The organism is Ferruginibacter yonginensis (genome assembly GCF_042651465.1).
Lineage (GTDB): Bacteria > Bacteroidota > Bacteroidia > Chitinophagales > Chitinophagaceae > Ferruginibacter > Ferruginibacter yonginensis.
Window position 1 is genome coordinate 654,812 of the sequence record NZ_JBHSCZ010000002.1, and the last position, 22,959, is coordinate 677,770.

Annotated in this window: 17 protein-coding genes; 8 read left to right on the top strand and 9 right to left on the bottom strand. The window is 34.4% G+C overall.

Annotation, left to right across the window (positions count from 1 at the left end; all coding sequences use genetic code 11):
• Window positions 1-100: 100 nt before the first annotated feature.
• Window positions 101-1,165, bottom strand: coding sequence for a peptide chain release factor 1 (gene prfA / locus ACFOWM_RS10085; RefSeq protein WP_379709507.1), 1,065 nt, complete (start codon window positions 1,163-1,165; stop codon window positions 101-103).
• Window positions 1,166-1,294: 129 nt separating this feature from the next.
• On the opposite strand from prfA, the gene ACFOWM_RS10090 reads away from it, so the two are divergent.
• Window positions 1,295-2,455, top strand: a complete 1,161-nt coding sequence (locus ACFOWM_RS10090; protein WP_379709509.1) for an amidohydrolase family protein — start codon at window positions 1,295-1,297, stop codon at window positions 2,453-2,455.
• On the opposite strand, the gene recO is transcribed toward ACFOWM_RS10090, so the two are convergent.
• The gene (recO, locus tag ACFOWM_RS10095) at window positions 2,452-3,183 is read right to left on the bottom strand and encodes a DNA repair protein RecO (protein WP_379709512.1); all 732 of its coding nucleotides are present in this window, start codon (window positions 3,181-3,183) and stop codon (window positions 2,452-2,454) included. The two genes, ACFOWM_RS10090 and recO, sit on opposite strands and share 4 nt — an antisense overlap.
• A 108-nt stretch (window positions 3,184-3,291) precedes the next feature.
• Here recO and ACFOWM_RS10100 point away from each other — a divergent pair, with 108 nt between their 5' ends.
• From ACFOWM_RS10100 to ACFOWM_RS10115, 4 genes are all read left to right on the top strand, one after another.
• Window positions 3,292-5,643 (top strand): efflux RND transporter permease subunit, encoded by a 2,352-nt coding sequence (locus tag ACFOWM_RS10100; RefSeq protein WP_379709514.1) that lies wholly within the window; start codon window positions 3,292-3,294, stop codon window positions 5,641-5,643.
• A 103-nt stretch (window positions 5,644-5,746) separates the two neighbouring features.
• Window positions 5,747-8,824 carry a SusC/RagA family TonB-linked outer membrane protein gene (locus ACFOWM_RS10105; protein WP_379709516.1) on the top strand — a complete coding sequence of 1,026 codons (3,078 nt, stop codon included), beginning with the start codon at window positions 5,747-5,749 and terminating at the stop codon, window positions 8,822-8,824.
• 19 nt (window positions 8,825-8,843) lie between these two features.
• A complete protein-coding gene (locus ACFOWM_RS10110) occupies window positions 8,844-10,271 on the top strand; it encodes a RagB/SusD family nutrient uptake outer membrane protein (RefSeq protein WP_379709518.1) in 1,428 nt (475 codons plus the stop codon).
• 10 nt (window positions 10,272-10,281) lie between these two features.
• The gene (locus tag ACFOWM_RS10115) at window positions 10,282-11,052 is read left to right on the top strand and encodes a DUF4397 domain-containing protein (protein ID WP_379709520.1); all 771 of its coding nucleotides are present in this window, start codon (window positions 10,282-10,284) and stop codon (window positions 11,050-11,052) included.
• 179 nt (window positions 11,053-11,231) lie between these two features.
• Here the strand turns inward: ACFOWM_RS10115 and ACFOWM_RS10120 are convergent, their stop codons facing one another.
• From ACFOWM_RS10120 to alaS, 4 genes are all read right to left on the bottom strand, one after another.
• A complete protein-coding gene (locus ACFOWM_RS10120; protein WP_379709522.1) occupies window positions 11,232-12,374 on the bottom strand; it encodes a redoxin domain-containing protein in 1,143 nt (380 codons plus the stop codon).
• Between the two features lie 22 nt (window positions 12,375-12,396).
• Complete coding sequence (gatB, locus tag ACFOWM_RS10125; protein ID WP_379709525.1) at window positions 12,397-13,842, bottom strand: Asp-tRNA(Asn)/Glu-tRNA(Gln) amidotransferase subunit GatB; 1,446 nt, start codon at window positions 13,840-13,842, stop codon at window positions 12,397-12,399.
• Between the two features lie 102 nt (window positions 13,843-13,944).
• Window positions 13,945-15,027: a PDZ domain-containing protein gene (locus ACFOWM_RS10130; RefSeq protein ID WP_379709527.1), complete on the bottom strand. Its 1,083-nt coding sequence runs from the start codon at window positions 15,025-15,027 to the stop codon at window positions 13,945-13,947.
• 182 nt (window positions 15,028-15,209) lie between these two features.
• Window positions 15,210-17,867, bottom strand: a complete 2,658-nt coding sequence (alaS, locus tag ACFOWM_RS10135) for an alanine--tRNA ligase (protein ID WP_379709529.1) — start codon at window positions 17,865-17,867, stop codon at window positions 15,210-15,212.
• Window positions 17,868-18,005: 138 nt separating this feature from the next.
• Here alaS and ACFOWM_RS10140 point away from each other — a divergent pair, with 138 nt between their 5' ends.
• The 3 genes from ACFOWM_RS10140 (at window position 18,006) to ACFOWM_RS10150 (ending at window position 20,258) form a co-directional block, all read left to right on the top strand.
• Window positions 18,006-18,977, top strand: a complete 972-nt coding sequence (locus tag ACFOWM_RS10140) for a M23 family metallopeptidase (RefSeq protein WP_379709531.1) — start codon at window positions 18,006-18,008, stop codon at window positions 18,975-18,977.
• A gap of 14 nt (window positions 18,978-18,991) precedes the next feature.
• Entirely contained in the window at window positions 18,992-19,636 is a 645-nt protein-coding gene (locus ACFOWM_RS10145; RefSeq protein WP_379709534.1) for a MerR family transcriptional regulator, read from the top strand.
• Window positions 19,637-19,745: 109 nt separating this feature from the next.
• Window positions 19,746-20,258: a thioredoxin family protein gene (locus ACFOWM_RS10150; RefSeq protein WP_379709536.1), complete on the top strand. Its 513-nt coding sequence runs from the start codon at window positions 19,746-19,748 to the stop codon at window positions 20,256-20,258.
• 1 nt (window position 20,259) lies between these two features.
• Here the strand turns inward: ACFOWM_RS10150 and ACFOWM_RS10155 are convergent, their stop codons facing one another.
• The 3 genes from ACFOWM_RS10155 to ACFOWM_RS10165 are packed head-to-tail and all read right to left on the bottom strand — an operon-like array spanning window position 20,260 to window position 22,958.
• Entirely contained in the window at window positions 20,260-21,333 is a 1,074-nt protein-coding gene (locus tag ACFOWM_RS10155; protein ID WP_379709538.1) for a mechanosensitive ion channel family protein, read from the bottom strand.
• A 12-nt stretch (window positions 21,334-21,345) separates the two neighbouring features.
• Window positions 21,346-22,158 carry a hypothetical protein gene (locus tag ACFOWM_RS10160; RefSeq protein WP_379709540.1) on the bottom strand — a complete coding sequence of 271 codons (813 nt, stop codon included), beginning with the start codon at window positions 22,156-22,158 and terminating at the stop codon, window positions 21,346-21,348.
• Window positions 22,159-22,205: 47 nt separating this feature from the next.
• Window positions 22,206-22,958: a UDP-2,3-diacylglucosamine diphosphatase gene (locus tag ACFOWM_RS10165; protein ID WP_379709543.1), complete on the bottom strand. Its 753-nt coding sequence runs from the start codon at window positions 22,956-22,958 to the stop codon at window positions 22,206-22,208.
• Window position 22,959: the final 1 nt, after the last annotated feature.

A 22,959-nucleotide genomic window follows, 5' to 3' on the forward strand; every position in this document is an offset into this window, starting at 1 on the left:
GCTGTTAAAAAAATGTGAACCTCAAAAAAATAAAACAACTATAAAATTTCTCATGCTTATTAGACGAAAAAAAAGCCGCAAAACATGCGGCTTTATAAAATTAATTTTGAGATGTAAGTTTTTCGGCATTTTCAGCAAATTGTAGTGCCTCAATAAATTCACCAACATCGCCATTTAACACCGCATCGAGGTTATAAACCGTCATGCCAATTCTATGATCTGTTACCCTCCCTTGTGGAAAATTATAAGTTCTAATTTTAGCACTTCTATCACCCGTACTTACCAAACTTTTACGCATGTGGGCAATTGCTTCCTCAGCTTTCCTCACTTCTTCATCATATAATTTGGTACGTAGCATATCCATAGCTTTTTCACGGTTACCCAATTGCGAACGTTCTGTTTGGCACATTACCACAATACCTGTTGGCTTGTGTGTTAAAAATACTTTTGTTTCAACTTTGTTTACGTTTTGACCACCAGCGCCACCACTACGAGCTGTTTCCATTTTTACATCACTTTCTTTTAATTCTACATCAACCTCTTCTGCTTCTGGCATTACTGCAACTGTTACAGCGCTGGTATGTACCCTACCACTAGCTTCAGTATCGGGCACTCGTTGTACACGGTGTACGCCACTTTCAAATTTTAGTAAACCATAAACATCATCACCTGTTACTTCAACTTGTACCTCTTTATAACCACCAACCGTACCTTCACTTTCGCTTAATAAAGCAGCTTTCCAACCTTTTTTCTCAAAATATTTTAGGTACATACGTAATAAATCACCAGCAAATAATGACGCTTCATCACCTCCAGTACCAGCTCTTATTTCAAGTATAGCATTTTTTTCATCAAACGGATCTTTCGGGATAAGCATGTTACGCAATGCTTTTTCTTGTGTTTCTTTTAATTCTTCAAGATCTGGCAATTCAAGTTTAGCCATTTCCCTCATTTCGGCATCATCGCTGTTAAGTACTTCTTTATTAAACTCAATATCATCCAACGTTTTAATGTAGGCATTACGGGCATTTACAATTTTTTCTAACCCACGGTATTCTTTACTCAATGCACTAAATCGCTTATTATCACTTACAATTTCTGGGTTGGTAAGTGCTACACTTAGGTCATCAAATTTTGCCTTTATGGCATCTAATTTATCTAACATAAAAATTTATTAAAATCAAAAACAAGGCTTATGGCTGTTAGTTATTTTGTAATAATTACCCCAACTGCCACCTACCTTTGTATGGCTCACAAAATAAGTAAGCGGCGCAAATTTACGTTATCTCAAATTATGAAGGTGTCAAGAAAAATAAAAGGAACGAATATTTTTAATGGAATAGCACTTTTGCCACCGCAACAAGTACTTATTTTAAAAGAGAATAATAGTGTTGAAGGCATTGTAAATGAGGTAGATGCAGGAGATGACATTGAAACCTATGAGGGTATTATTTGTCCGGGTTTTATAAATGCCCATTGCCATGTGGAGCTCAGCCACATGAAACAACGTATAGCTACAAACACAGGTTTGGTAAACTTTGTGCAACAAGTAATGAGCAACAGAGGTGCGGATGATGCTATGCAAAAACATGCTATGCAATTGGCTTTAGATGAAATGTACCAAAATGGTATTGTAGCAGTTGGTGACATTTGCAATACCACCGCTAGCTTGGCTGTAAAAAATAATAACTTGTTCTTTTGGCAAAATTTTATTGAAATAAGTGGCTTTGTGCCTGCTGGCGCAGCTAAAAGGTTTGATGATGGTATGGCGGTTTTACAACAATTTGAGGCAATAAAATCAACAACGTTTAAAAATAGTTTGGTGCCACATGCTCCTTATTCTGTTTCAAAAAATTTGTTTGCTTTAATTGATGATATTTCGGCAGGTAGAATACTAAGCATACATAACCAAGAAGCAGTTGCAGAAAATGAATTGTATCAATACAAGACAGGTGACTTTTTAAAACTCTACGAAAATTTTGGGATTGATATTACAGCCTTTACACCAACCCAAACTACCAGTATGCATGCTTGGTTAAATTATATGCAACAACCCTCTAAATTAATTGCTGTACATAATACTTTTACAACTAAAGCCGACATTGACAAAGCAACAACACAAGCCTTTTGGAACGAACTGTATTTTTGTTTGTGCCCCAATGCTAATTTGTATATTGAAAATCGTTTACCCAATGTAAATATGTTAATGGCGCAAACCCATAATATTGTATTAGGTACTGATAGTTATGCAAGCAACCACCAATTAAGTATTTGGGCAGAAATAACAACCTTGCAGCAACATTTTCCTCAAATACCAATACAAACAATGTTGCAATGGGCCACACTTAACGGTGCAAAGGCTTTGGGTTTTGATGATGTATTAGGAAGCTTTACTAAGGGTAAAAAGCCCGGTGTAAATATCATAAACAATGGAGTTGTACAACGATTGTGTTAACCAAGTACGGTTTGCATAATAAGTACCGTTTTCATAGTACCAAAATCTTGCACGTGTAAACTATAGTACTCCATTAATTTGGTAAGTAATAGTCTTCGCTTGGCATGTGGAATTTTTATTTGAACCAATTTAGATGGGTGTTGGGTTTTTAATATTTCTGAAGTGGGTTGTGCTATATCTTTTTCTAAGTAATAAGGGTGGTGAGGCCTATCATCTGCAAACATGCCTTCTTGTAAATCTAAAAAGCAAGTTGTTTCAGTAAAATTATCATCTATTTTAAAGCCAAAAAAATGACTTAAATGTAAAGCCAAAAATAAAGGGAAGTTGGCTACAACGTCTGTTGGTGCAGCATCTATTTGTAACAATGCATCTTCACAAAAATAAAAAAGATCAGTATTTTGTTCAGGCTGTTTCAGCAGTTTATAAAGTAATTCCATTAAAAAAGCAGCAATACTATTTTTAACCACATCAGTAAGTACTTGGTTAAACACATGGGTTCTGTTACATTCTTTTATGCGGTGCATACTATTGCGATCATTATGGTATACCTCCATTTCAACTACCGATGCAGGTTGGTATAGCATTGCCTTAACGCCTGTTTTTTTAGTAGTACGCACCCCATTTACCATATAAGTTTGTACACCAAATAGCTCTGTAAAAGCTGTAACAACCAAACTGGTTTCACCATATTTAATGCTCTTTAGTATAATGGCCTTTGTTTTGTACATGCTAGTAACCTGTATTTATGCACTAATATGTTGCTTTGCTTTGATGCTTAACAACTTTACTCTTTCTTTGCACAAATATTACATTTAAAATTTTTAACTGATTAACATATGTGGCAATCGCTTGCAAAGTTTGTAATTAAAAATAGAATAGCTTTTTTGTTATTACTATTATTATCTACCGTATTAATGGGGTATTATGCAAGCAAGGTTAAATTGAGTTATGAATTTTCAAAAGCCATACCTACTGATAATCAAAAGTATGTAGACTATCAAGCTTTTAAAAAGAAATTTGGAGATGATGGTAATTTGTTGGTAGTAGGTGTTACCACCCAAAATTTATTTACTTTATCGCAATTTAAATCCTACCAAAATTTACAAACAAATTTAAAAAAGATACCGGCTGTTGAAGATATTTTAAGTGTGCCTACTGCACTTAATTTAAAAAAAGATAGTACTACCGAAAAATTAACAGTAGTAAAAATATTTGCAGATACCATAACCTCACAAGCCCAATTGGATAGTGCTAAAGCCATTTTTTACAGCTTACCTTTTTATAAAGATCGATTATATAACCAAGCCACCAATAGTTTTTTAATGGCTGTAAAGGTTAATAAAGAAGTATTGGCCACTAAAGAAAGAACGGCTGTAATTGCTGCCATTGAAGCTGAAATTGAAAAGTATAAAACCGCATCAAATGTAGAAGTACATACAAGTGGTTTGCCTTTAATACGCACTTTAATTGCAGATAGGGTTAAGGCAGAAATGAAATTATTTTTATTAGCATCATTAGGGTTAAGTGTATTGATATTATTGCTTTTTTTCCGATCTATCAGTACAACATTACTATCGTTAGCAGTGGTATTAATAGGTGTAATTTTTACGGTAGGTACTACGTATTTATGTGGTTATCAAATTACTTTATTAACGGCTTTAATTCCATCATTAGTGGTGGTTATTGGTATTCCTAATTGTATATACTTTATAAACAAGTACCATACATCTTATTTAAAGGATGTTGATAATCCATCACCAAAAGAAAGAAAAAACAATGCATTGGTAGCCATGGTAAGTAAAATGGGTGTAGTAACCTTATTTTGTAACATTACCGCTGCTATTGGGTTTGTGGTATTTTCATTTACAAAAAGTGAAATTTTACAAGAGTTTGGTGTAGTAGCTGGTATTAGTATTATGGTAATATTTTTTATCTCATTTATTTTGTTACCAAGTGCTTTGAGTATGCTGCCAGTGCCTAGTAAAAATGAGTTAAAATACCTCAATAATCAGTTAATTGAAAAAGCATTAAACCGTATTGAAAAATGGGTTTTTCAATATCGTAAACCAGTGGTTGTTATTACAGTTATTGTAGTGTTAGTAGCTATTGCAGGGGTTATGAAATTAAAAACCGTAGGTTATATTGTAGATGATTTGCCTAAGAAAGATAGAATTTACCTCGATTTAAAATACTTTGAAAAAAACTTTGGTGGTGTGATGCCTTTAGAGATAATGGTTGATACAAAAAAACGTCGTGGCTTATCAGGCGTAAAGGCGTTGAGTATTTTTGAAAAGGTAGATTCATTGGCATTGTTTATTGGTCAACAAAAAGAAATGACCAAACCGCTCAGCCTTGCCGAAGGTTTAAAATTTGCAAAGCAAGGTTTTTATGAAGGCGACAGTGCTAATTACTTATTACCCAATACATTTGATGGTGCTTTTGTAGGTGAATATTTGCGACCTTCAAAAGATACAAGTAATGCGAAGGCAAATAACTTTTCAAAAACACTGCGTTCGTTTTTAGATAGCGGTGCACAAACTACCCGTATCAGCATTAGCATGGCCGATGTTGGTACAGAAGCGTTACCTGTTTTGTTGAACAAAATTGAAAAACGCTCCAATGAATTGTTTGATAGTACGTATAAGGTTACGCTCACGGGTAGCAGCATCACCTTTTTAGAAGGTAGTAAATTCATTATCAACGGTTTAAAAGAAAGTATTGCTTGGGCTTTTGTGTTAATTGCATTTTGTATGCTTTTTTTGTTTAAATCATTCAGAATTTTATTCTGTTCCATAATACCGAACATAGTGCCATTGTTGGTTACAGCAGGTATTATGGGCTGGGTAGGTGTACCATTAAAACCATCAACAGTACTCATATTTAGTGTGGCTTTGGGTATTGCTATTGATATTACCATTCGTTTTTTAGTAAACTACAAACAAGTATTGCCAGAAAATAATGGTGATGTAGCAATGGCCGTAAAAAGTACCATCCACCAAACAGGGTTAAGTATTATTTACACTTCATTGGTTTTAACAGCAGGCTTTATTATTTTTTGTGCAAGCAGCTTTGGTGGCACTTTTGCACTTGGTTGGTTAACTTCAGTTACCCTGTTAACAGCCACCGTTACTAATTTGGTTTTGTTACCTGTGTTAATAATATTTTTCGCAAAAGGGAAAAATAAATAGATAATTATTAATATAAGGCAGCATTTTATAAAAAAAGTTGTCATTTATTTAACATACTAATTTGATGTAGTATATATTTGTCACTATAAACTAAAACTGTATAATGAGAAAAGTAATTCTAACGTTGTTAGTAGCATTTGCATTTGTTATAAATGCTGCTGCTCAAGATCGCACCATTACTGGGCGAATTGTGGATGAAAAGGGAGCTCCTATTTCTGGAGTATCTGTAACCTCATCTGATGGTAAGGGTACTAAAAGTGATGAAAATGGTAACTATCGCATCATAATAGCAAATGGTACAAAAAGTTTAAGCTTTAGTAGTGTAAATTTTGAAACTAATAAGGTTCAAATTAAAAACGAATCTAGTTTTGCAATTGTTTTAAAAGCAAAACAAAATTTGTTGGAAGATGTTGTTGTGAGTACTGGTTACGCAAAAATTAAAAAGTCTGATTATACAGGTGCATCTGACAGAGTATCTCGAGGTTCTATTAAAAATACTGCGGTTGCCTCTATTGATCAACAATTACAAGGCAGAGTGCCAGGTTTAACGGTGTTGTCAACTAGTGGTCAACCTGGTAGCCCTGCGGCTGTAACTTTGAGAGGATTAACTTCAATCACTGGAGGTAGTACTCCTCTATATGTAGTAGATGGTATACCTGTTGAGGCTGGTGTGTTTCAGTCTTTGAACTCTAATGATGTTGAATCAGTTGATGTATTAAAAGATGCCGCTGCTTCTGCGTTATATGGTTCTCGAGGCGGTGCTGGTGTTATCGTAGTTACAACTAGAAGGGGATCAGGTGAAAAATTAAAATTGTCACTTTCAACACAAGCTGGTATTACAAGCCCTCCAACTAGTAAATATAGAATGATGAACGCAGCTGAATTGTTACAAGCTCAAGAGGATTATGCTTTAGCAGTTGGGTTGAATGGTAATGGTGGTGCACTTTTATTTGGTTGGAATTTCTCCCCAAAAAACCCTGCATATATAAATTCTACACCAGCCCAACAAGCAATTTTGAATGCTAGGAGGGATAGTGTTTTATCTATCAATTCTAATTGGGATGATATATTTTTTAGGAAAGGTACATTTACAAGACAAGACGTAATTTTGTCTGGTGGTACAGGTAATACAAGACTTTATTCAAATTTTGGATACTACAAAGAAGAAGGTATTACACAAAGAACTGATTTGGAAAGGTACACTTGGCGTAATAATGCTGATTATTCAGACAAAAAATTATCTATTCAGTTTAGTAGTAACATTGGTTATACAAAACGTAGGTTCCAAGAATCTACAACTTCGAACAATTTAAGAAACCCTTTCTTGGCTTCTAGGTTAACACCATCAACTGTAAGATTATGGAGAGCAGGTTTTGAAAACTCAAATGATTATCAAAATGGTTTAGCTGTAGGAACTGGAAATCAGTTCTCAGGTGCAAATTTGGTTCAAAATAATTTTTTCAATAAAAATTACAGCGATCAAATAAAAGTTGTGGGAAGCACCAATTTTAATTACAAAATAACTGATGCGCTTTCTGCATCTGCTTTGGTTGGTATAGATTATCGTCAAACTCAAGCAACTTTCTATTCAGATCCTAGAACTTTCTACAACACTTCAAGTACGGATGTTAGAATTAGATCAGGCTCACAATCTGAAAACTTAGATCGATTTGCTCAATACCAATTAAGAGCAGGTTTAACATATTCAAAATTATTTAATACCAAACATAGGGTAGAAGTTAGTGCCTTTACAGAATCAATACACAGTTTTTCGAAATTTTTATCTTTAACAGCATATGGTGTTGATTTTAGAAGGCCAAATACACTTGCTGGTACACTTCAAGGAACAATTCAAAACCAATTAGTAGGTCTTACAGGCGGTTCAAGGTCAGAAAGAGCTATTGCTTCACAAGTTGTATTAGGTAAGTATACCTTTAATGACAAGTACACAATTTCTGGTTCATACAGATACGACGGTTCATCACAGTTACCAAACGAAAATAGGTTTAAAAACTTCTACTCAGTTGGCGCAATTTGGGACTTAGTTAAAGAAGACTTCTTAAAAGATTCAAAGTTCGTTAGTCTTTTAAGATTAAGAGGTAGTTATGGTACTTCAGCAAATGCAGATAATTTCCCATTGGGTAATTTTGGTTACATACCTTCATATGATTTAGGAACGGACGGTAGTGGTAATCTTACACAAGCTCTTACCAACGTAGGTAATCCTGATGCTAATTGGGAGTTTACTAAACAATTAAATATTGGAACTGATTTCTCAGTTTGGAATGACAAAGTATATGGTACAATCGATGTTTACAATAAAGAGACGAACTCTGCTTATGCAACTCAATTATTATCTCAAACATCAGGTGTAACGAGTAGACAAGTAAATGCTGCAACAATATCAAATAAAGGGGTTGAATTACGCATAAATTATGATTTCATTAAAAAGCCAAATGTAAGAATTGGCGTATACTACAATGGTTCTTATAACAAGAACGAAGTGACTGATTTAGGTGGTTTAGCTGATTTTAATGCTGGTACAGCTTTAATTACAAAAGGTAAACCATTAGGTAGTCATTTTGAAGTAGGTTGGGCTGGTGTTGAACCGACTTCAGGCAGACCTTTATACCTCGATGTAAATGGTAACGTAACTAATGTGTATAGTGCTTCAAACAGAACACAAAATTGGGGTACTTATTTTGCACCTTACCAAGGTGGTTTTGGTACAAAAGGTAATTTTAAAGGCTTTGATTTTGATGTGTTTTTTAGTTACCAACAAGGTTCAAAAAGGGTAAATAATTTGGAGTTTTTTGTTGAAAACCCTGCATCATTTTTGGCAGCAGGTTTAAACCAATCAGCTTCACTTAACTTTTGGAAAGGCCCTGGTGACGTAAATGCAACTACTCAAAGCCCAAACTATGCAGTTAATTTTTCTTCAAAATATATACAAGATGCCTCGTTTATTAGACTGAAAACTATTAGCATAGGGTATACTTTACCAACTAGTACATTGTCTAAAACAAAAGTGGTTTCTGCTATGCGTTTTTATTTAGCTGCTCAAAACGTATATACTTGGACAAAATGGAAAGGTTATGATCCTGAAGATGATAATAATATATCATTGTCAGAGTTCCCAAATCCACGTTCAATCACTCTAGGATTAGATATATCTTTCTAAAAATTTAAACTTGTTTATTATGAAAAATAAATTAATAATTGGTTTTTTAATTGCAACAGTAATTGCCAACTTTGGTTGCAAGAAGCAAATTGACTTAAAACCAACCGATAATATTTTACCTGAAATAGCATTTGTTACAATTAATGATTTACAAAATACCTTGAATAGTGCGTATGCTAGGTATGACGGTGAAGGAACAGCTTATATCAATTCATTATTATCAGATGAAGTTAGATTAGGTAGAGATAATGGTGGTCAAGGCCAGTTTGCTAATCGATTTCAATACGGCCAGGATGCAACAACTGGAGGAGATGTAACTAGTGGCTGGTTAGCAAATTACAGAATGATTTTTTCATGTAATTTAGTATTGGCCAATTTAAATAAAGTTCCTGCGCCAACATCAGCTGATAGCTTACGTGTGGTAAGAATTGGAGCCCAAGCCACAGCTTTGAGGGCATTAGGTTTCTTTGAGCTTCAACAACGTTATGCAAAAGGGCCATATGATCCTACAAGCCCAGGTATTCCATTAACGCTTACCTATGTTGATCCAAATACCAATCCAAAACCACCACGTAATACCTCTTTAGAAGTATTAAACAGAATACAAGCTGATTTAACGTTAGCTTCCCAACAATTGCCAGCAATAACAACTGCTAATTTTGGTGATACTTTGTTGAATAAACTTAGTATAACCGCCTTACAAGCTAGGGTTGCTTTATATAAAAAAGAGTGGCAAAAAGCTTTTGATTCAAGCACAGCAGTTATAAACTCAGGTATAAGGCCTTTAGCAACAGGAACTGCTTTTACGGGTATATGGCAAGATGCTGTTTTAAACTCAGAAGTTTTGTTTAGAATTAAAAGAAATAGTGCTTCTTTAGGTAATCTTTATACTACTACTCTTAATGCAGTATATTTTAGCCCTTCAGTCAAACTAAGGAGTGCTTATTCAGCAGCCGACATAAGACCGGGTGCCTATTTCGCCACTTTTAATGCAGCATTAGCTAACAATTATGTTGTATTTAAATTCTTTCAATCATCTTTAGGTGGTAGAATTAACGATTTTAAAGCAATTAGGATTTCTGAAATGTATTTGATAAGAGCTGAGGCTAACGTTGAATTAACCAACCTACCAAATGCAGGTACAGCCGATTTGGATGCATTAAGATCGCAACGTGGGTTAGGGCTTTCTAGTACGCCATTATTTGCAACTAAAGCTGATGCTATCAATTTTATTTTTGACGAACGTTACAGAGAATTATGTTTTGAAGGTTTCCGTTTCTTTGATTTAAAACGTAAAGGTTTTAATGTTGACAGAAATTTAGGGGCTGGTGATGTTGAAAGTGCAGGTTGGCAAAGTTTAGTAGCTGGTGATTATAGGTTTGCTTTACCTATACCAGTTGCTGAAATTCAAGCTAATCCTAATGTTACACAAAATCCTAATTATTAAAATTTTGAATATGAAAAAATTATTTTTAAATACTTTATTTTTTACCACTGTAATAATTTTCGCAAGTTGTGGTAAAGACAACCCCACTCCTCAGGACTATGGTAGTATTAATTTAGTAAATGCTGCAACAATTAATGTAAGTGCTCCCTCAGCTAGTTTATATTTAAATGATAGTTTATGGTCAAATGGTTTTGTTGGCTACAATACAAATTCTGGTTTTTTGGGAGTAATAACTGGTGTACCAACAACCGTAAAAGTTAAATTAGATAATGGAGTAAAAACAAATACATCAGCTGCCGTAATTGCTACTGAAGGTCCAACTACATTTAATGTAAATGATTCTTACACTTTTATCACTTTTGACACTATTTCGAATGGTAAAGTGAAAATTTTAAAGTTGAAAGATACTTTAGTTCCTCCATCTCCTGGGATTACTAAGGTTCGTTTTTGGCAGTTATCTCCTACGTTTAATCAAACAGTTGACGTAACATACCTTAGAATAAATAATTCATTACCTGTTGATAGTGTAACTATAACCAATAGAAAATTTCCTACGGAAACAGCGGTTGCTGAAAATAAATTTTACACAAATGTAAATAGTGGTGGTTATGTAATTCGAATTAAAGTGCCAGGAACTCAAACATTGATAACTCAAGTTGGTAATATAACTCCTACTGGTGTTGGTAGCATAACATTAGGGTCAAGAAAAATTATTTCTAGTTATTTAACCGGTAATGCAGCCGGAAGGCCACTTGCCTACGGTCAAGTAACTGAATTTTAGTTATTGTTACTAAAATTACATAAAATGATAGGCTGCTCTGTTGAGTAGCCTATCATTTTATATAGAATTAATATTATGCCTGTACTAGCTATTATGTTTTTTATATATTTTTATAATTTGAACAATATTAATAAGTATTTTATAAGTAGGTTTTAAATGAATTAGAAAATAAATATTTACTATTTTAATAATTTACTCAACGTATTTCCTAGTGCATCACCCCTCAACTCAGTAGCAATAATTTTACCTTGTGGGTCAATTAAAACATTGTAAGGAATACCATCAAAACCATATAAAGGAACAGCTGGGCTTGCCCAACCTTTGAGGTCGCTTATGTGGGTCCATGTAAGTTTATCAGCTGCAATAGCTTTTTGCCAAGCGGCTTTATCTTCATCTAACGAAACACCTAAAATGGTGAAATTTTTATCTTTAAATTTATTGTAATTAGCCACCACGTTAGGGTTTTCGCCTCTGCATGGGCCACACCAACTTGCCCAAAAATCAATTAATACATATTTACCTTTTAATGAGCTTAAGCTGATTGGTTTGCCGTTTACATCAGCCATTGAAAAATCAGGAGCTTGCATGCCTACACTTGGTTTACCCGATGTTGTTGCAGGTGTATTTTGTTTGGCAATTAATTGATTGTATTGATTAATGATAGTGACTACTGCTTGGTTATTCGGAAATCGCTTGACCATATTTGGTATTACGGTTTTAAGTTCATTTGGGTCAATACCACGGGTGTAACCCAAAGCAAACATTGCTACAACAGGGTCAGAAGCAGTATCGATACTTTTTATAACGAAATTTTTAAAATCATTGATTTGTGCATTCAATGCAACTGATTTTGCATTTACTAAACTGTCGGTATTTTTTTGTTTTTGTAACGTGTCAATTGCTGCACCCAACGTATTAAGGTTGCGTTGTTTTTGATCGATGTTTATTAAAAAGTTTTGAAATAGTTTATTAGCTTTTGTATTAAACTGTGGCCCTTGTAAACTCATATCTTTTACATCAGCTGTAAAATCAATAGTAGTAGCATCGTTAATAAATATATAGCCTGCATCTTGCTTTTCTAAACGTAGTCGGTATAAGCCTTCTTCACTTCCTTTAACAGTAAAACTAAACTTTCCGTTCACTACATCAGCTGTATCCAACACTTCTGGGTTTTTATCGCTGAAATAAAGTTGATCTATATATACTTTTTGATTTTCAGCATTTTTTAAAGTGCCATTAAGTGTAAAGGTATCTTTAGGCGCTTTTTCTTTACATCCAAAAACCATTGTTGCCATTGCAACAACCGCTATTAATTGTTTCATTATTTTTAATTTGTATGTTTTATTAAGATGATAGTTTACTTTCAATTAGTTTGTTAACGGTTTGCATATCAGCCTTTCCGCCGCTCAATTTTTTTACTTGTCCGGCAAACAAGCCTATTAAACCTTTTTTGCCTGCTTTATATTCTTTCACCTTATCAGGCATTGCAGCAAGGGCTTCATCAACCCATTTGCTTAGCGCATCTGTATCATTTTCTTGAATGAGCTGTAGTTGCTGGGCTAAGGCAGCGGCATTACTGTTTGGATGATCAATGTATGCCATTAGTAATTTTGTGGATGCTACATTATAATGAACCATTCCTTTATCAGTATACATAATGATATCAGCCATTGCTGTTTCATTCAATGGAAATTCGCTGAGGTTGGTTTGTTTATCAATACAATAATTTCTGAAAGGACCTATTAGCCAATTTGCAGTTGATTTGTAATTGTTGGTTAATGTAACAAGCCGTTCATACATTTCAGCATCAGCTTTATCAATACAAATAGCGGCTGCATCATACAATGATAATCCGTAAGTATTTACCAAATGGGTTTGCCATGCATTAGGCAACATGGGCATGGTTTTTTTTATGGCTTCGATATCAACAGTACTTATTTCAAATGCAGGTAAATCGGGTTCAGGGAAATAACGATAATCATCAGCATCTTCTTTACTGCGTAACGAAAAAGTTCGATTGTTATCAGCATCGTAACTTCTTGTTTCTTGCTTTATTTTTTCGCCAGCTTCAGTAATGCCAATGAGTCTATCAACTTCTACTTCAATTGCTTTTTTTACATTGCGAATACTGTTTAAGTTTTTTACTTCAACCCTTGTGCCTAATGTAGTTTCACCTTTTAAACGAATAGATATATTTGCATCGCAACGAAGGCTACCTTCTTCCATATTACCGTCGCACACATTTAACCAACGTACAATTTTTCTGAGTACTGTAATGTAAGCAAATGCTTCATCGGCACTGTGTATGCAAGGTTCTGTTACGATTTCTAAAAGTGGTGTACCTGCTCGGTTTAAATCGATAGCGGTATGTGTATCATATAAATCATGTAAACTTTTACCAGCATCTTCTTCAATATGTATTCGGTTAAGTTGTATTTTTTTTTCACCACTAGCTGTATTGATGGTTACAAAACCACCGTTGCATATAGGGTTGGTATGTTGACTTACTTGATAGCCTTTTGGCAAATCAGGATAAAAATAATTTTTACGAGCAAAGTAATGTAGTGGTGCAATATCGCATTGTAATGCAATACCTAATTTAATAGCCAATGCAATTACTTCTTTGTTCATGGTGGGTAAAGTGCCTGGGTGTGCTAGTGTAATAGGACTTACATGTGTGTTAGGCGCTGCACCAAATGATGTGCTATCGCCAGCAAATAATTTTGTATTTGTAGATAGTTGAGCATGAACTTCAAGCCCAATTACCACTTCATATTTATGTTGTGCCATTGCTGCAAAAATACATGTTATAACTGCAACATCACAAGTATACTACATAAAACAACACCGCTGCTTTTGCTGGCAGCGGTGTTGTTTATTTTTTGTAGCTGTTTACAAATCAGCTGTTTTTAATTTTTTGGGGATTTTGATAGTTACTTTCATATCAGTACCATTTCTTTTTAATTGCACATCGTAACTATTCACTTCTTTATTTTGTTGTAATTGCTCACGAGTTTCGTCGGTATTTTGAACGGTTTTGCCTGCAATAGCTGTAATAATATCATCTTTTTTAATACCAGCTGTTGCTGCCGCTGATTCGCTTTCAACATCAATAACCTTTACACCATTACCTTCTTCTATGTCTTGAATTTTTAAACCAAGTTTTGGTTTACGAGTAATAAACATCATTGTTTTATTATCTGGTGCAAACATTTCGGGACCATCAATATTACCAGGTGCCGGAAAGCTGAACATTTTTCTGCCGCCATTAGGCATATCGTAACTAAAGTTTTGGATCATTTTAATTTCTTTTCGTACACCTAACGTTATTTTTACATCTTTCTTTTTACCAGCTCTCCAATAATACACTTTCACTTTATCGCCTTCTTTTAAACTTCTTATAGTGTTTGATAAGCTTTCGGGGCCATCAATTTTCGTATCGTTTACTTTATAAATGATATCGCCTTTTTGTAGTTCGGCTTTTTCAGCAGGGCTTTCTTTACTTACCTCAACAATGGCAGCACCTGATTCATTTTTTTCAGTACTCACTCCCAAAAAAGTGTAAGACGTAGCTTCGCTTTTACGAAATGGACTATCGCCTTTAAAGATAGAAATACCACCAATTGAATTTGGGTCGATTTTAGATAAAGCATCTAAATTTCTATCGAGGTCAATCATTTTACCATCAATATTGATCATCATTTTTTCACCATCTCTCATGATCATTTTTCTTTTGTTGATAGTGATGCCCTCTTCATTAAACTCAGCTAATGGCTTGCCGTTGATCAACACTTTATCGCCTGTAATTTCAACTGTAACCTTGGTATCTTTTTCGCCATTTTTACGAATAATGATTTCTTCTGTTTGCTTTTGGTTAGCGCCTGACGGTGGCGGCGGAGGCGGTGTTTGAGCCACTGCTTGTAAGCTACTTACGCAACCTAAAATCCACCCAATAATTGATGCATTGATTTTCATATGTTTAATTATTTAGTTTGTTTAAAAATTATCTACGAAAGTTTTAGTACATCAAAAATAAAAGGATTTTTTGAATTACGAAACAATTCGCACACAAATAATTTCCTTTAACAAAATTTTATAATGTTCAATAAAAAACCGCCTTAGTTATGAAGACGGTTTTTGAAAAGTATGTGTCAATATTACAAAAGGGCTTTAACAGCTTGAATACAAGCAGCGATGCCGCTTGGGTTTTGTCCCCCAGCGGTTGCAAGGTTTTTTTGTCCGCCACCGCCACCATTAATGTGTTTACTTACCACTTCTTTAATAAGTTTACCAGCATCTAAATTTTTAGCTGCTACCACAGTATCGCTAATACCAATTACTACATGTGCTTTGCCACCAACGTTAGCACCTAAAACCACTACATGATCATGTAAATGATTTTTTAAATCAGCTGCAATTTTTTTCAAGCCATCAGCAGACGGCACTTCAATAATTTCACCTACAAAAGTTACGTTGTTGATGATGCTATCTTTTTGTAGCAATTCATTTCTAATACCCACTAACTGACGGGCTTCTAATGATTCAATTCGTTTGAGTAAGCTATTATTTTCAGCCTGTAAAGTTTCAATCGCTTTACCTGTATTTGAAGGGTTTTTTAATAAAGATTTTACCATTTGTACATCAGCAAAAGCTGCTTGAATAAGCACTTCTGCAGCTATACCACTTACAGCTTCAATACGACGAACGCCGGCAGCTACCGCAGATTCGCTTTTTATTTTAAAGAAACCAATTTCGCCTGTATGGCCCACGTGTGTGCCACCACATAATTCAATAGAGTAATTTGGATCGATGGTTACCACACGAACCGTATCGCCATACTTTTCACCAAATAAGGCTGTTGCTCCAGTTTTTATTGCATCTTCTTTCGCCATTGATTGTATAACCACGGGTATGTTTTCTCTGATTTTTTGATTCACAATTTTTTCAACGGCTGTTATTTCATCATCGCTCATTTTTGCAAAATGTGAAAAATCGAAACGCAATTGTTCATCATTTACCAAACTACCTTTTTGTGCTACATGGTTACCTAATACTTGTTTTAAAGCTGCATGCATTAAATGGGTAACAGAGTGGTGCACCGTTATATTGTGGCGCTTTTCAGCATGTACAGTTGCGGTTACAGTACCAGAAAGGTCATCTATAATTTTTTCAGCAAAATGAATGATTAAATCATTTTCTTTTTTGGTATCAATAATATGAATGGTTTCGTTGCCGATTTGCAAAGTACCTTGGTCGCCAATTTGTCCGCCACTTTCAGCATAAAAAGGTGTGGTAGCCAACACAATTTGGTAAAGGGTTTTGCCTTTGCTGGTTACCATGCGGTAGCGTAACACTTCTGTTTGTGCTGTTAACACATCATACCCAACAAAGTTTACTTGTCCTTCTTTTAAAATTGTCCAATCGCCAGTATCTAATGCGGTTGCGGCACGACTTCTATTTTTTTGTGCTAACAATGCTTTTTCAAAACCTGCATCATCCACCGTAATATTATTTTCTGCTGCAATTAATCTGGTTAAATCAATAGGGAAACCGTACGTATCTAATAATTCAAAAGCCGCTTCGCCATCAATCATTTTGGTAGCTGTAGCATTTGCAATAATATCATCCATTTTTTTAAGCCCTTTTTCAAGCGTTCTTAAAAAGGCTTCTTCTTCTTCTTTAATTACTTTGGTAACAAAATCTTGTTGTTGTTGTAACTCAGGAAAAACATGCTCAAACTGTGTTGCCAAAACTGGTACTAATTGAAAAAGTAACGGTTGCTTATATGATAAATAAGAGTAGTAATACCGAACCGCTCTTCTTAAAATACGGCGTATCACATAGCCTGCGCCTGTGTTTGAAGGTAACTGTCCATCAGCAATGGTAAAACTTATAGCCCTAATATGATCAGCCAATACCCTAAAAGCAATGCTCATTTTATCATCGCCTGCAGTATAAGTTTGGTGGGTAATAGCAGCTACCTTTTCGATAGTGCCACTAAAAACATCGGTATCGTAGTTAGATGATTTACCTTGAATAACACGAACCAAGCGTTCAAAACCCATACCTGTATCAACGTGTTGTGCAGGCAATGGTTGCAAACTACCATCTTTCAAACGGTTGTATTGCATAAAAACGTTGTTCCAAATTTCAATAACTTGAGGATTATCTTTATTTACCAATAAATGGCCAGGTACAAGGGCTCTTTCATCATCAGGCCGCATATCAACATGTATTTCACTGCAAGGGCCGCAAGGACCAGTATCGCCCATTTCCCAAAAATTATCTTTTTTGTTGCCAAAAACAATATGATCTGGCGCTACTATTTTTTGCCACTCTTTTAGTGCGATGGTTGATGCTGGTAAGCCTTCTTTTTCATCGCCTTCAAACACACTTACATACAAACGATCAACCGGAATTTTATACACTTGTGTAAGCAACTCCCAACTCCATTCAATCGCTTCTTTTTTAAAATAATCGCCAAAGCTCCAATTACCCAACATTTCAAACATAGTGTGGTGGTAAGTATCAACCCCAACTTCTTCTAAATCATTGTGTTTACCACTAACACGTAAACATTTTTGCGTATCAGCAATACGGTTGCTTACAGGTGCTCCATTACCTAAAAAGTAATCTTTAAATTGGTTCATACCGGCATTGGTAAACAGCAATGTAGGATCGTTTTTCACCACAATAGGTGCTGATGGAACAATGGTATGCCCTTTACTTTTAAAAAAATCGAGAAATAGTTGACGAATAGCTGCTGAACTTAATGTGTTGCCTTCATTGCCAAGCTGTGTTGCTGAAGCCTTCATAATGCTGTGTTTGAATAGATTGCTTTTGTAATTTATGGGGTTATATTTGTACCTGCGCAAAAATAGTTGATTAGTTGATTACTTGCATAGCAAAACGTTGATTAATACTATGGTGGTGTTTTTTATACGATTAGGATAATGAAAAAAATAAAATATTATTACAATACTCATACACTTAGGTACGAAAAGTTGGTAGTGCCATTACGTGTGAAATTGTTGCGTTTTTTTGGGTTTCTATCGGCATTAATTGTTAGTGCTAGTATTGTTATTTATGTATACAATCGTTTTGTACCTAAACCAACGGAACTAGAAGCTAATAGAAAGTATGAGTTGATGAAGGATAATTATAAAATATTGAACGAAAAAGTAAAAGCCATTGAATCGCAAATGGCCGCTTTAGAAAAACGTGATAACGAGGTGTACCGTTCCATTTTTGAACAAAACCCCATACCTGATAGTGCAAGAGCCAAGTTAATAGAAAAGCAAAAGGAGTTAGATAAAGTGAGTGTAATTCAAAACGATGTAATTGGTAAAGATATTGCTGCTCAACTTAATAATATAAATGCACGTATAGCCTATCAAACAAAAAGTTATACTGATATTGAAAAATTAATACAAAATCAAGATGCTAAATTGGCCAGTATACCAGCTATACAGCCCGTAAGTAATAAAGATTTAACAAGAATTGCTAGTGGTTTTGGTATGCGTATACACCCAATATATGGTATTGCTAAAATGCACAATGGGCTTGATTTTACAGCCCCACAAGGCACCCCCATTTATGCTACAGGTGATGGGGTGGTTATTGAAGCAGGTATGGGCAACGGCACGGGTAACCATGTAATCATTAACCATGGGTATGGTTATGAAACTGAGTATATGCATATGGTTCGTATAAAAGTTCGTAACGGACAAAAAGTAACAAGAGGAGAAGTGATAGGTTGGGTAGGCAGTACGGGTGCAAGTACGGGCCCACATTGCCATTACGAAGTACATGTTAACGGAAACCCTGTTGACCCTGTTTACTTTTTTTACAATGATTTAAATGCAGAACAGTTCGATAGATTATTAAAATTAGCCGCCACTGGTAGTGCTAAAAGTTTTGACTAAAATAATTTGTATTAATGCCATTAAAACAAACTTCATTATTTGATTTTGGGGCAGCGCCTGAAACACCCTCAGTGCCTGATAATACTGCTACGCCAAATAATGAAATGGTTGTACATGAACCTACACCTAACTTAACAGCTCCTAACGAAGTAGCTGCTGATTTAAATGTAACAATTGCACATGAACCTACACCCTTTATAACTTTTGATACCGAAATAGTTGCATCAGCCATTGAACATGAAAACATTACCACAAAATCAAATAATGTAGGGGTACGGGGCAGAAAAAAATTATCGGAGCAAGTTGTAATGAACGACGTTATTACAGTGCCAGATGATGATGTGTTGTTTCAAAAAAAATATTACGCAATAGGTATAGTGGCAGATATGTTTAAGGTAAATATATCATTAATACGTTTTTGGGAAAAAGAGTTTGATATTTTAAAACCAAAATTAAATGGCAAAGGCGATAGGCACTTTAGACCCGAAGATGTTAAAAACCTAAAACTCATTTATCATCTTTTAAGAGAAAGAAAATACACTATTGAAGGCGCTAAAGCTTTTTTAAAGAAAAATAAAAAGCCCGATAATATATTTGAAGTGATTGAAGACCTTAAAAAAACAAAACAATTTTTAATTGAACTCAAACTTAGTTTGTAGTTGAACCTACACTATTTGTTAATATTAATCAATATTTTTATTATCTATCAATTTGATAGACTTTATGATTAATTTTGATGAAACCTCAAAAAATAAAATCGCATTTTGTATGAAGAAAATATTTTTTACCCTTTTTGTTGCAACTGTTTTTGTAAAAACAACATCGGCACAAACCTTTTACTCAAGCATTGTTGACAGTAATAAAGTAACGATATTAAATGGTATTGTTAGTAAGGCTGAATTAGAAAGTAACAAAGCCTTTGCTAACTGGTATCCTGCTAACCAAAATGCTTACCAACCAACACCCGATGTGTTGAAAGCAGTGCAAGCAGCAAAAGATAAATACCAATTTGTGGTATTTGGGGGTACATGGTGTGAAGACACCCAATTTATTTTACCAAGGTTTTTTAAGCTACAAACCCTAAGTGGTGTTGATGATAAACGAGTAAGCTTTTTTGCAGTAGATAGAAGTAAAAAAGTTGAAGGTAATATTAGCAGTGCTTTTGGAATCACCAATGTACCTACCATAATTGTTATGAAAGATGGTAAAGAAGTGGGAAGAGTGGTAGAGTATGGTAAAACCGGTAAATGGGATGTTGAGTTAGCTGCACTATTGCAATAACTTAACTGCTGGCATTATTACTGGCAAACTTTATTTGTTGCGCCTCCATTACTTTTTTTATGTTGGTATTAATTTGTTGTTTCAGCAAATTAAATTCACTCAACGCAATTGGTGCAGTAAAATATTCTGCTTTAATGGTGCATGCATTTTTATTGAGATCAGTAAAATATACATGTGCACCGTTGATGAATGTTTTTTCGTTGGCTAACAGTTGCTCCAAAGCTTGAATAAATGTGGTAGTTGCAGCTGATGGTGTTTCATTATTTAATTCTAAAATAATTTCGGCACGGCGTTCTGTACGCATACTCCAATTATCCACTACACTGTCAACCATTTGTTTATTTGGTACGGTTACCAAAGTTTTATCGCCTGTTCGTATACGTGTGCTGCGTAAACCAATATGTTCAACAGTGCCGGTAATGTTATTTACTTTAACCGTATCGCCAGTAAAAAAAGGTTTATCAAAAAAGATAATGAATGAAGCAATTAAGTTTTCAATACTCTCCTTTGCTGCTAAGGCTAATGCAGCACCAACAATACTTAAACCTGTAAGTAGGCTACCAATATCTTGATTAAAGGCCACACGTAGTATAAAAAGTAACCCAACAAAAACAATAACCACTTTGAGTAAATCTCTAAAAAAAATAACTACTTGGTCGTGGCTTTTATCTTTAGCGCTGTTGTCGGATATATTCAATTCAAGCAATAAAGCAACAAAGTCAATAAAGCTAATTACAAAATAAAAAAACGAAATAATAAAAATAGTATTACCTGCTTTTTCAATAATATCACTTAATAAGATGCCGTGTATTTTTATGGACCAAGCCTCTGGAAACTGCAACTCACCTAATGAAAAAATAGCGATACTAATTACTAAAAAATAACTCAGTGGTTTTAATGTTAAGGCAATAAAATCTCTTTTTTCAATTGATGTCCATTTTTTGTGGATCAGTAAAAAAAGGAGTGATGCAATGCTATGCGATAAAAATCGTTTAATAAGAAGTGCAAAAATGATGATACCAAAAACAATGCAATAATTACCAACCGAGTTGCTCAGTATAATTTTATCGAACATAATGAACTTACTTTATAAGATACTGTAAATGTACAATCCTTCTTTTTTAAGGAGGTATAATTTTCCGTTAATGGCTTTTATGGATATATAACCTTGCATAAATGTAGGTAGTTGATAACTTTTTAAATTGAGCGATTGTAACGCATACGTGTAAAGTGTATCTTTTACAAATCCTATAATTTGCTTGTTGTTAATGGCAATTTGTTGCCAATGTAAAAAGGGTAAATTGTTTTTAAAGGTACCGTAGTAATCGAAAATATAAAATCCTTTTTCGGCATCGTAGAGGTAAACAAAATTATCTTTATCAATAATTTTAGTGGGTATAGGTGTTTCGTCAAAAATTTGTCGCCAATCGTTGGTAGCACTCATGGTACTGCCATCATCTGCAATTTTTTTTAACTTAAAATCTTGGTCATCAAATATCCAAATATTATTGTCGTACGAAGTAGTAATGGCTTTTACGCTGAAGATGTTATTATTACGAAAATTGATACTGTTTCTAAAACTTAAAAATCTATCAAGTACAACAACCGTTGTAAAGTTTTTATAATACACCAAAATTTTTAAGGGGTTGCTTACATCGATATAACTAGGGTTGCCATACTGTTTAACATCATTAAATACAGCGGCTGAATCGCCGTTGGGTTTTAGTTTTTTTAGTTGTTTATCTTTTGTGAACAAGTAAATATTATCAAGTATATCAACTTCTGCCATAGTAAATTGACCAGCAATTAACTTTTCAAATTTAAAAACACTATCTACATTTTCTTTTTTTAATTGGGGTATTTGTTGTTCACTCAAGGTTTGTGCAAACAATGGCTGCATAAAAAATTGCAGTATAAAAATGAAATATGGTAAGTTTTTTTTAATGCTTAATTTTTATAATAGTGTAATGAAACTGACACACCATCAAACACTGCATAGGTGAAATATTTGATCCAATCGCCTAAATTAATATAAGTGCTTTGTGGGTTTAATTGAATTTGCAAAGGCAAATGCCTGTGGCCAAAAATAAAATAATCATACGGTGTTTTTTGTAAAACTTCTTTACAATAAACTACTAACCACTCATTCTCTTCTCCCAAAAAAACTTCATCTGTATGGCCTGTTTTTGCCCTGCTTTTTCTGCTGAAATAATCTGCTAAACCCATGCCAATATTAGGAGGTAATATGCCAAACAGCCAAGTACTAATGGGGTTACGAAACACTTTTTTTATAAACTTATAGCCTTTATCTCCCGGACCTAAACCATCACCATGGCCTATAAGAAATTGTTTATTATTAAAGGTAAAGGCTTTGGGTTCAAAGTATACAGCTGTGTTAAGTTCGGTTTGAAAGTAATTTTTCATCCACATATCATGGTTGCCAACAAAAAAATGTATGTCAATACCAGCATCGGCTAACTCAGCCATTTTTCCTAATATACGAACATACCCTTTTGGTACTACTCGTTTGTATTCGTACCAAAAATCAAATAAGTCGCCCACAATAAATACAGTCGCTGCATCTTTTTTTATTTCATCTAAAAATGCCACTACTTTTTTTTCTCTCACTCGGCTTTCATCTGCATTAGGAGCCCCTAAATGAAAGTCAGATAGAAAGTATATTTTTTTCGATAATTGCATG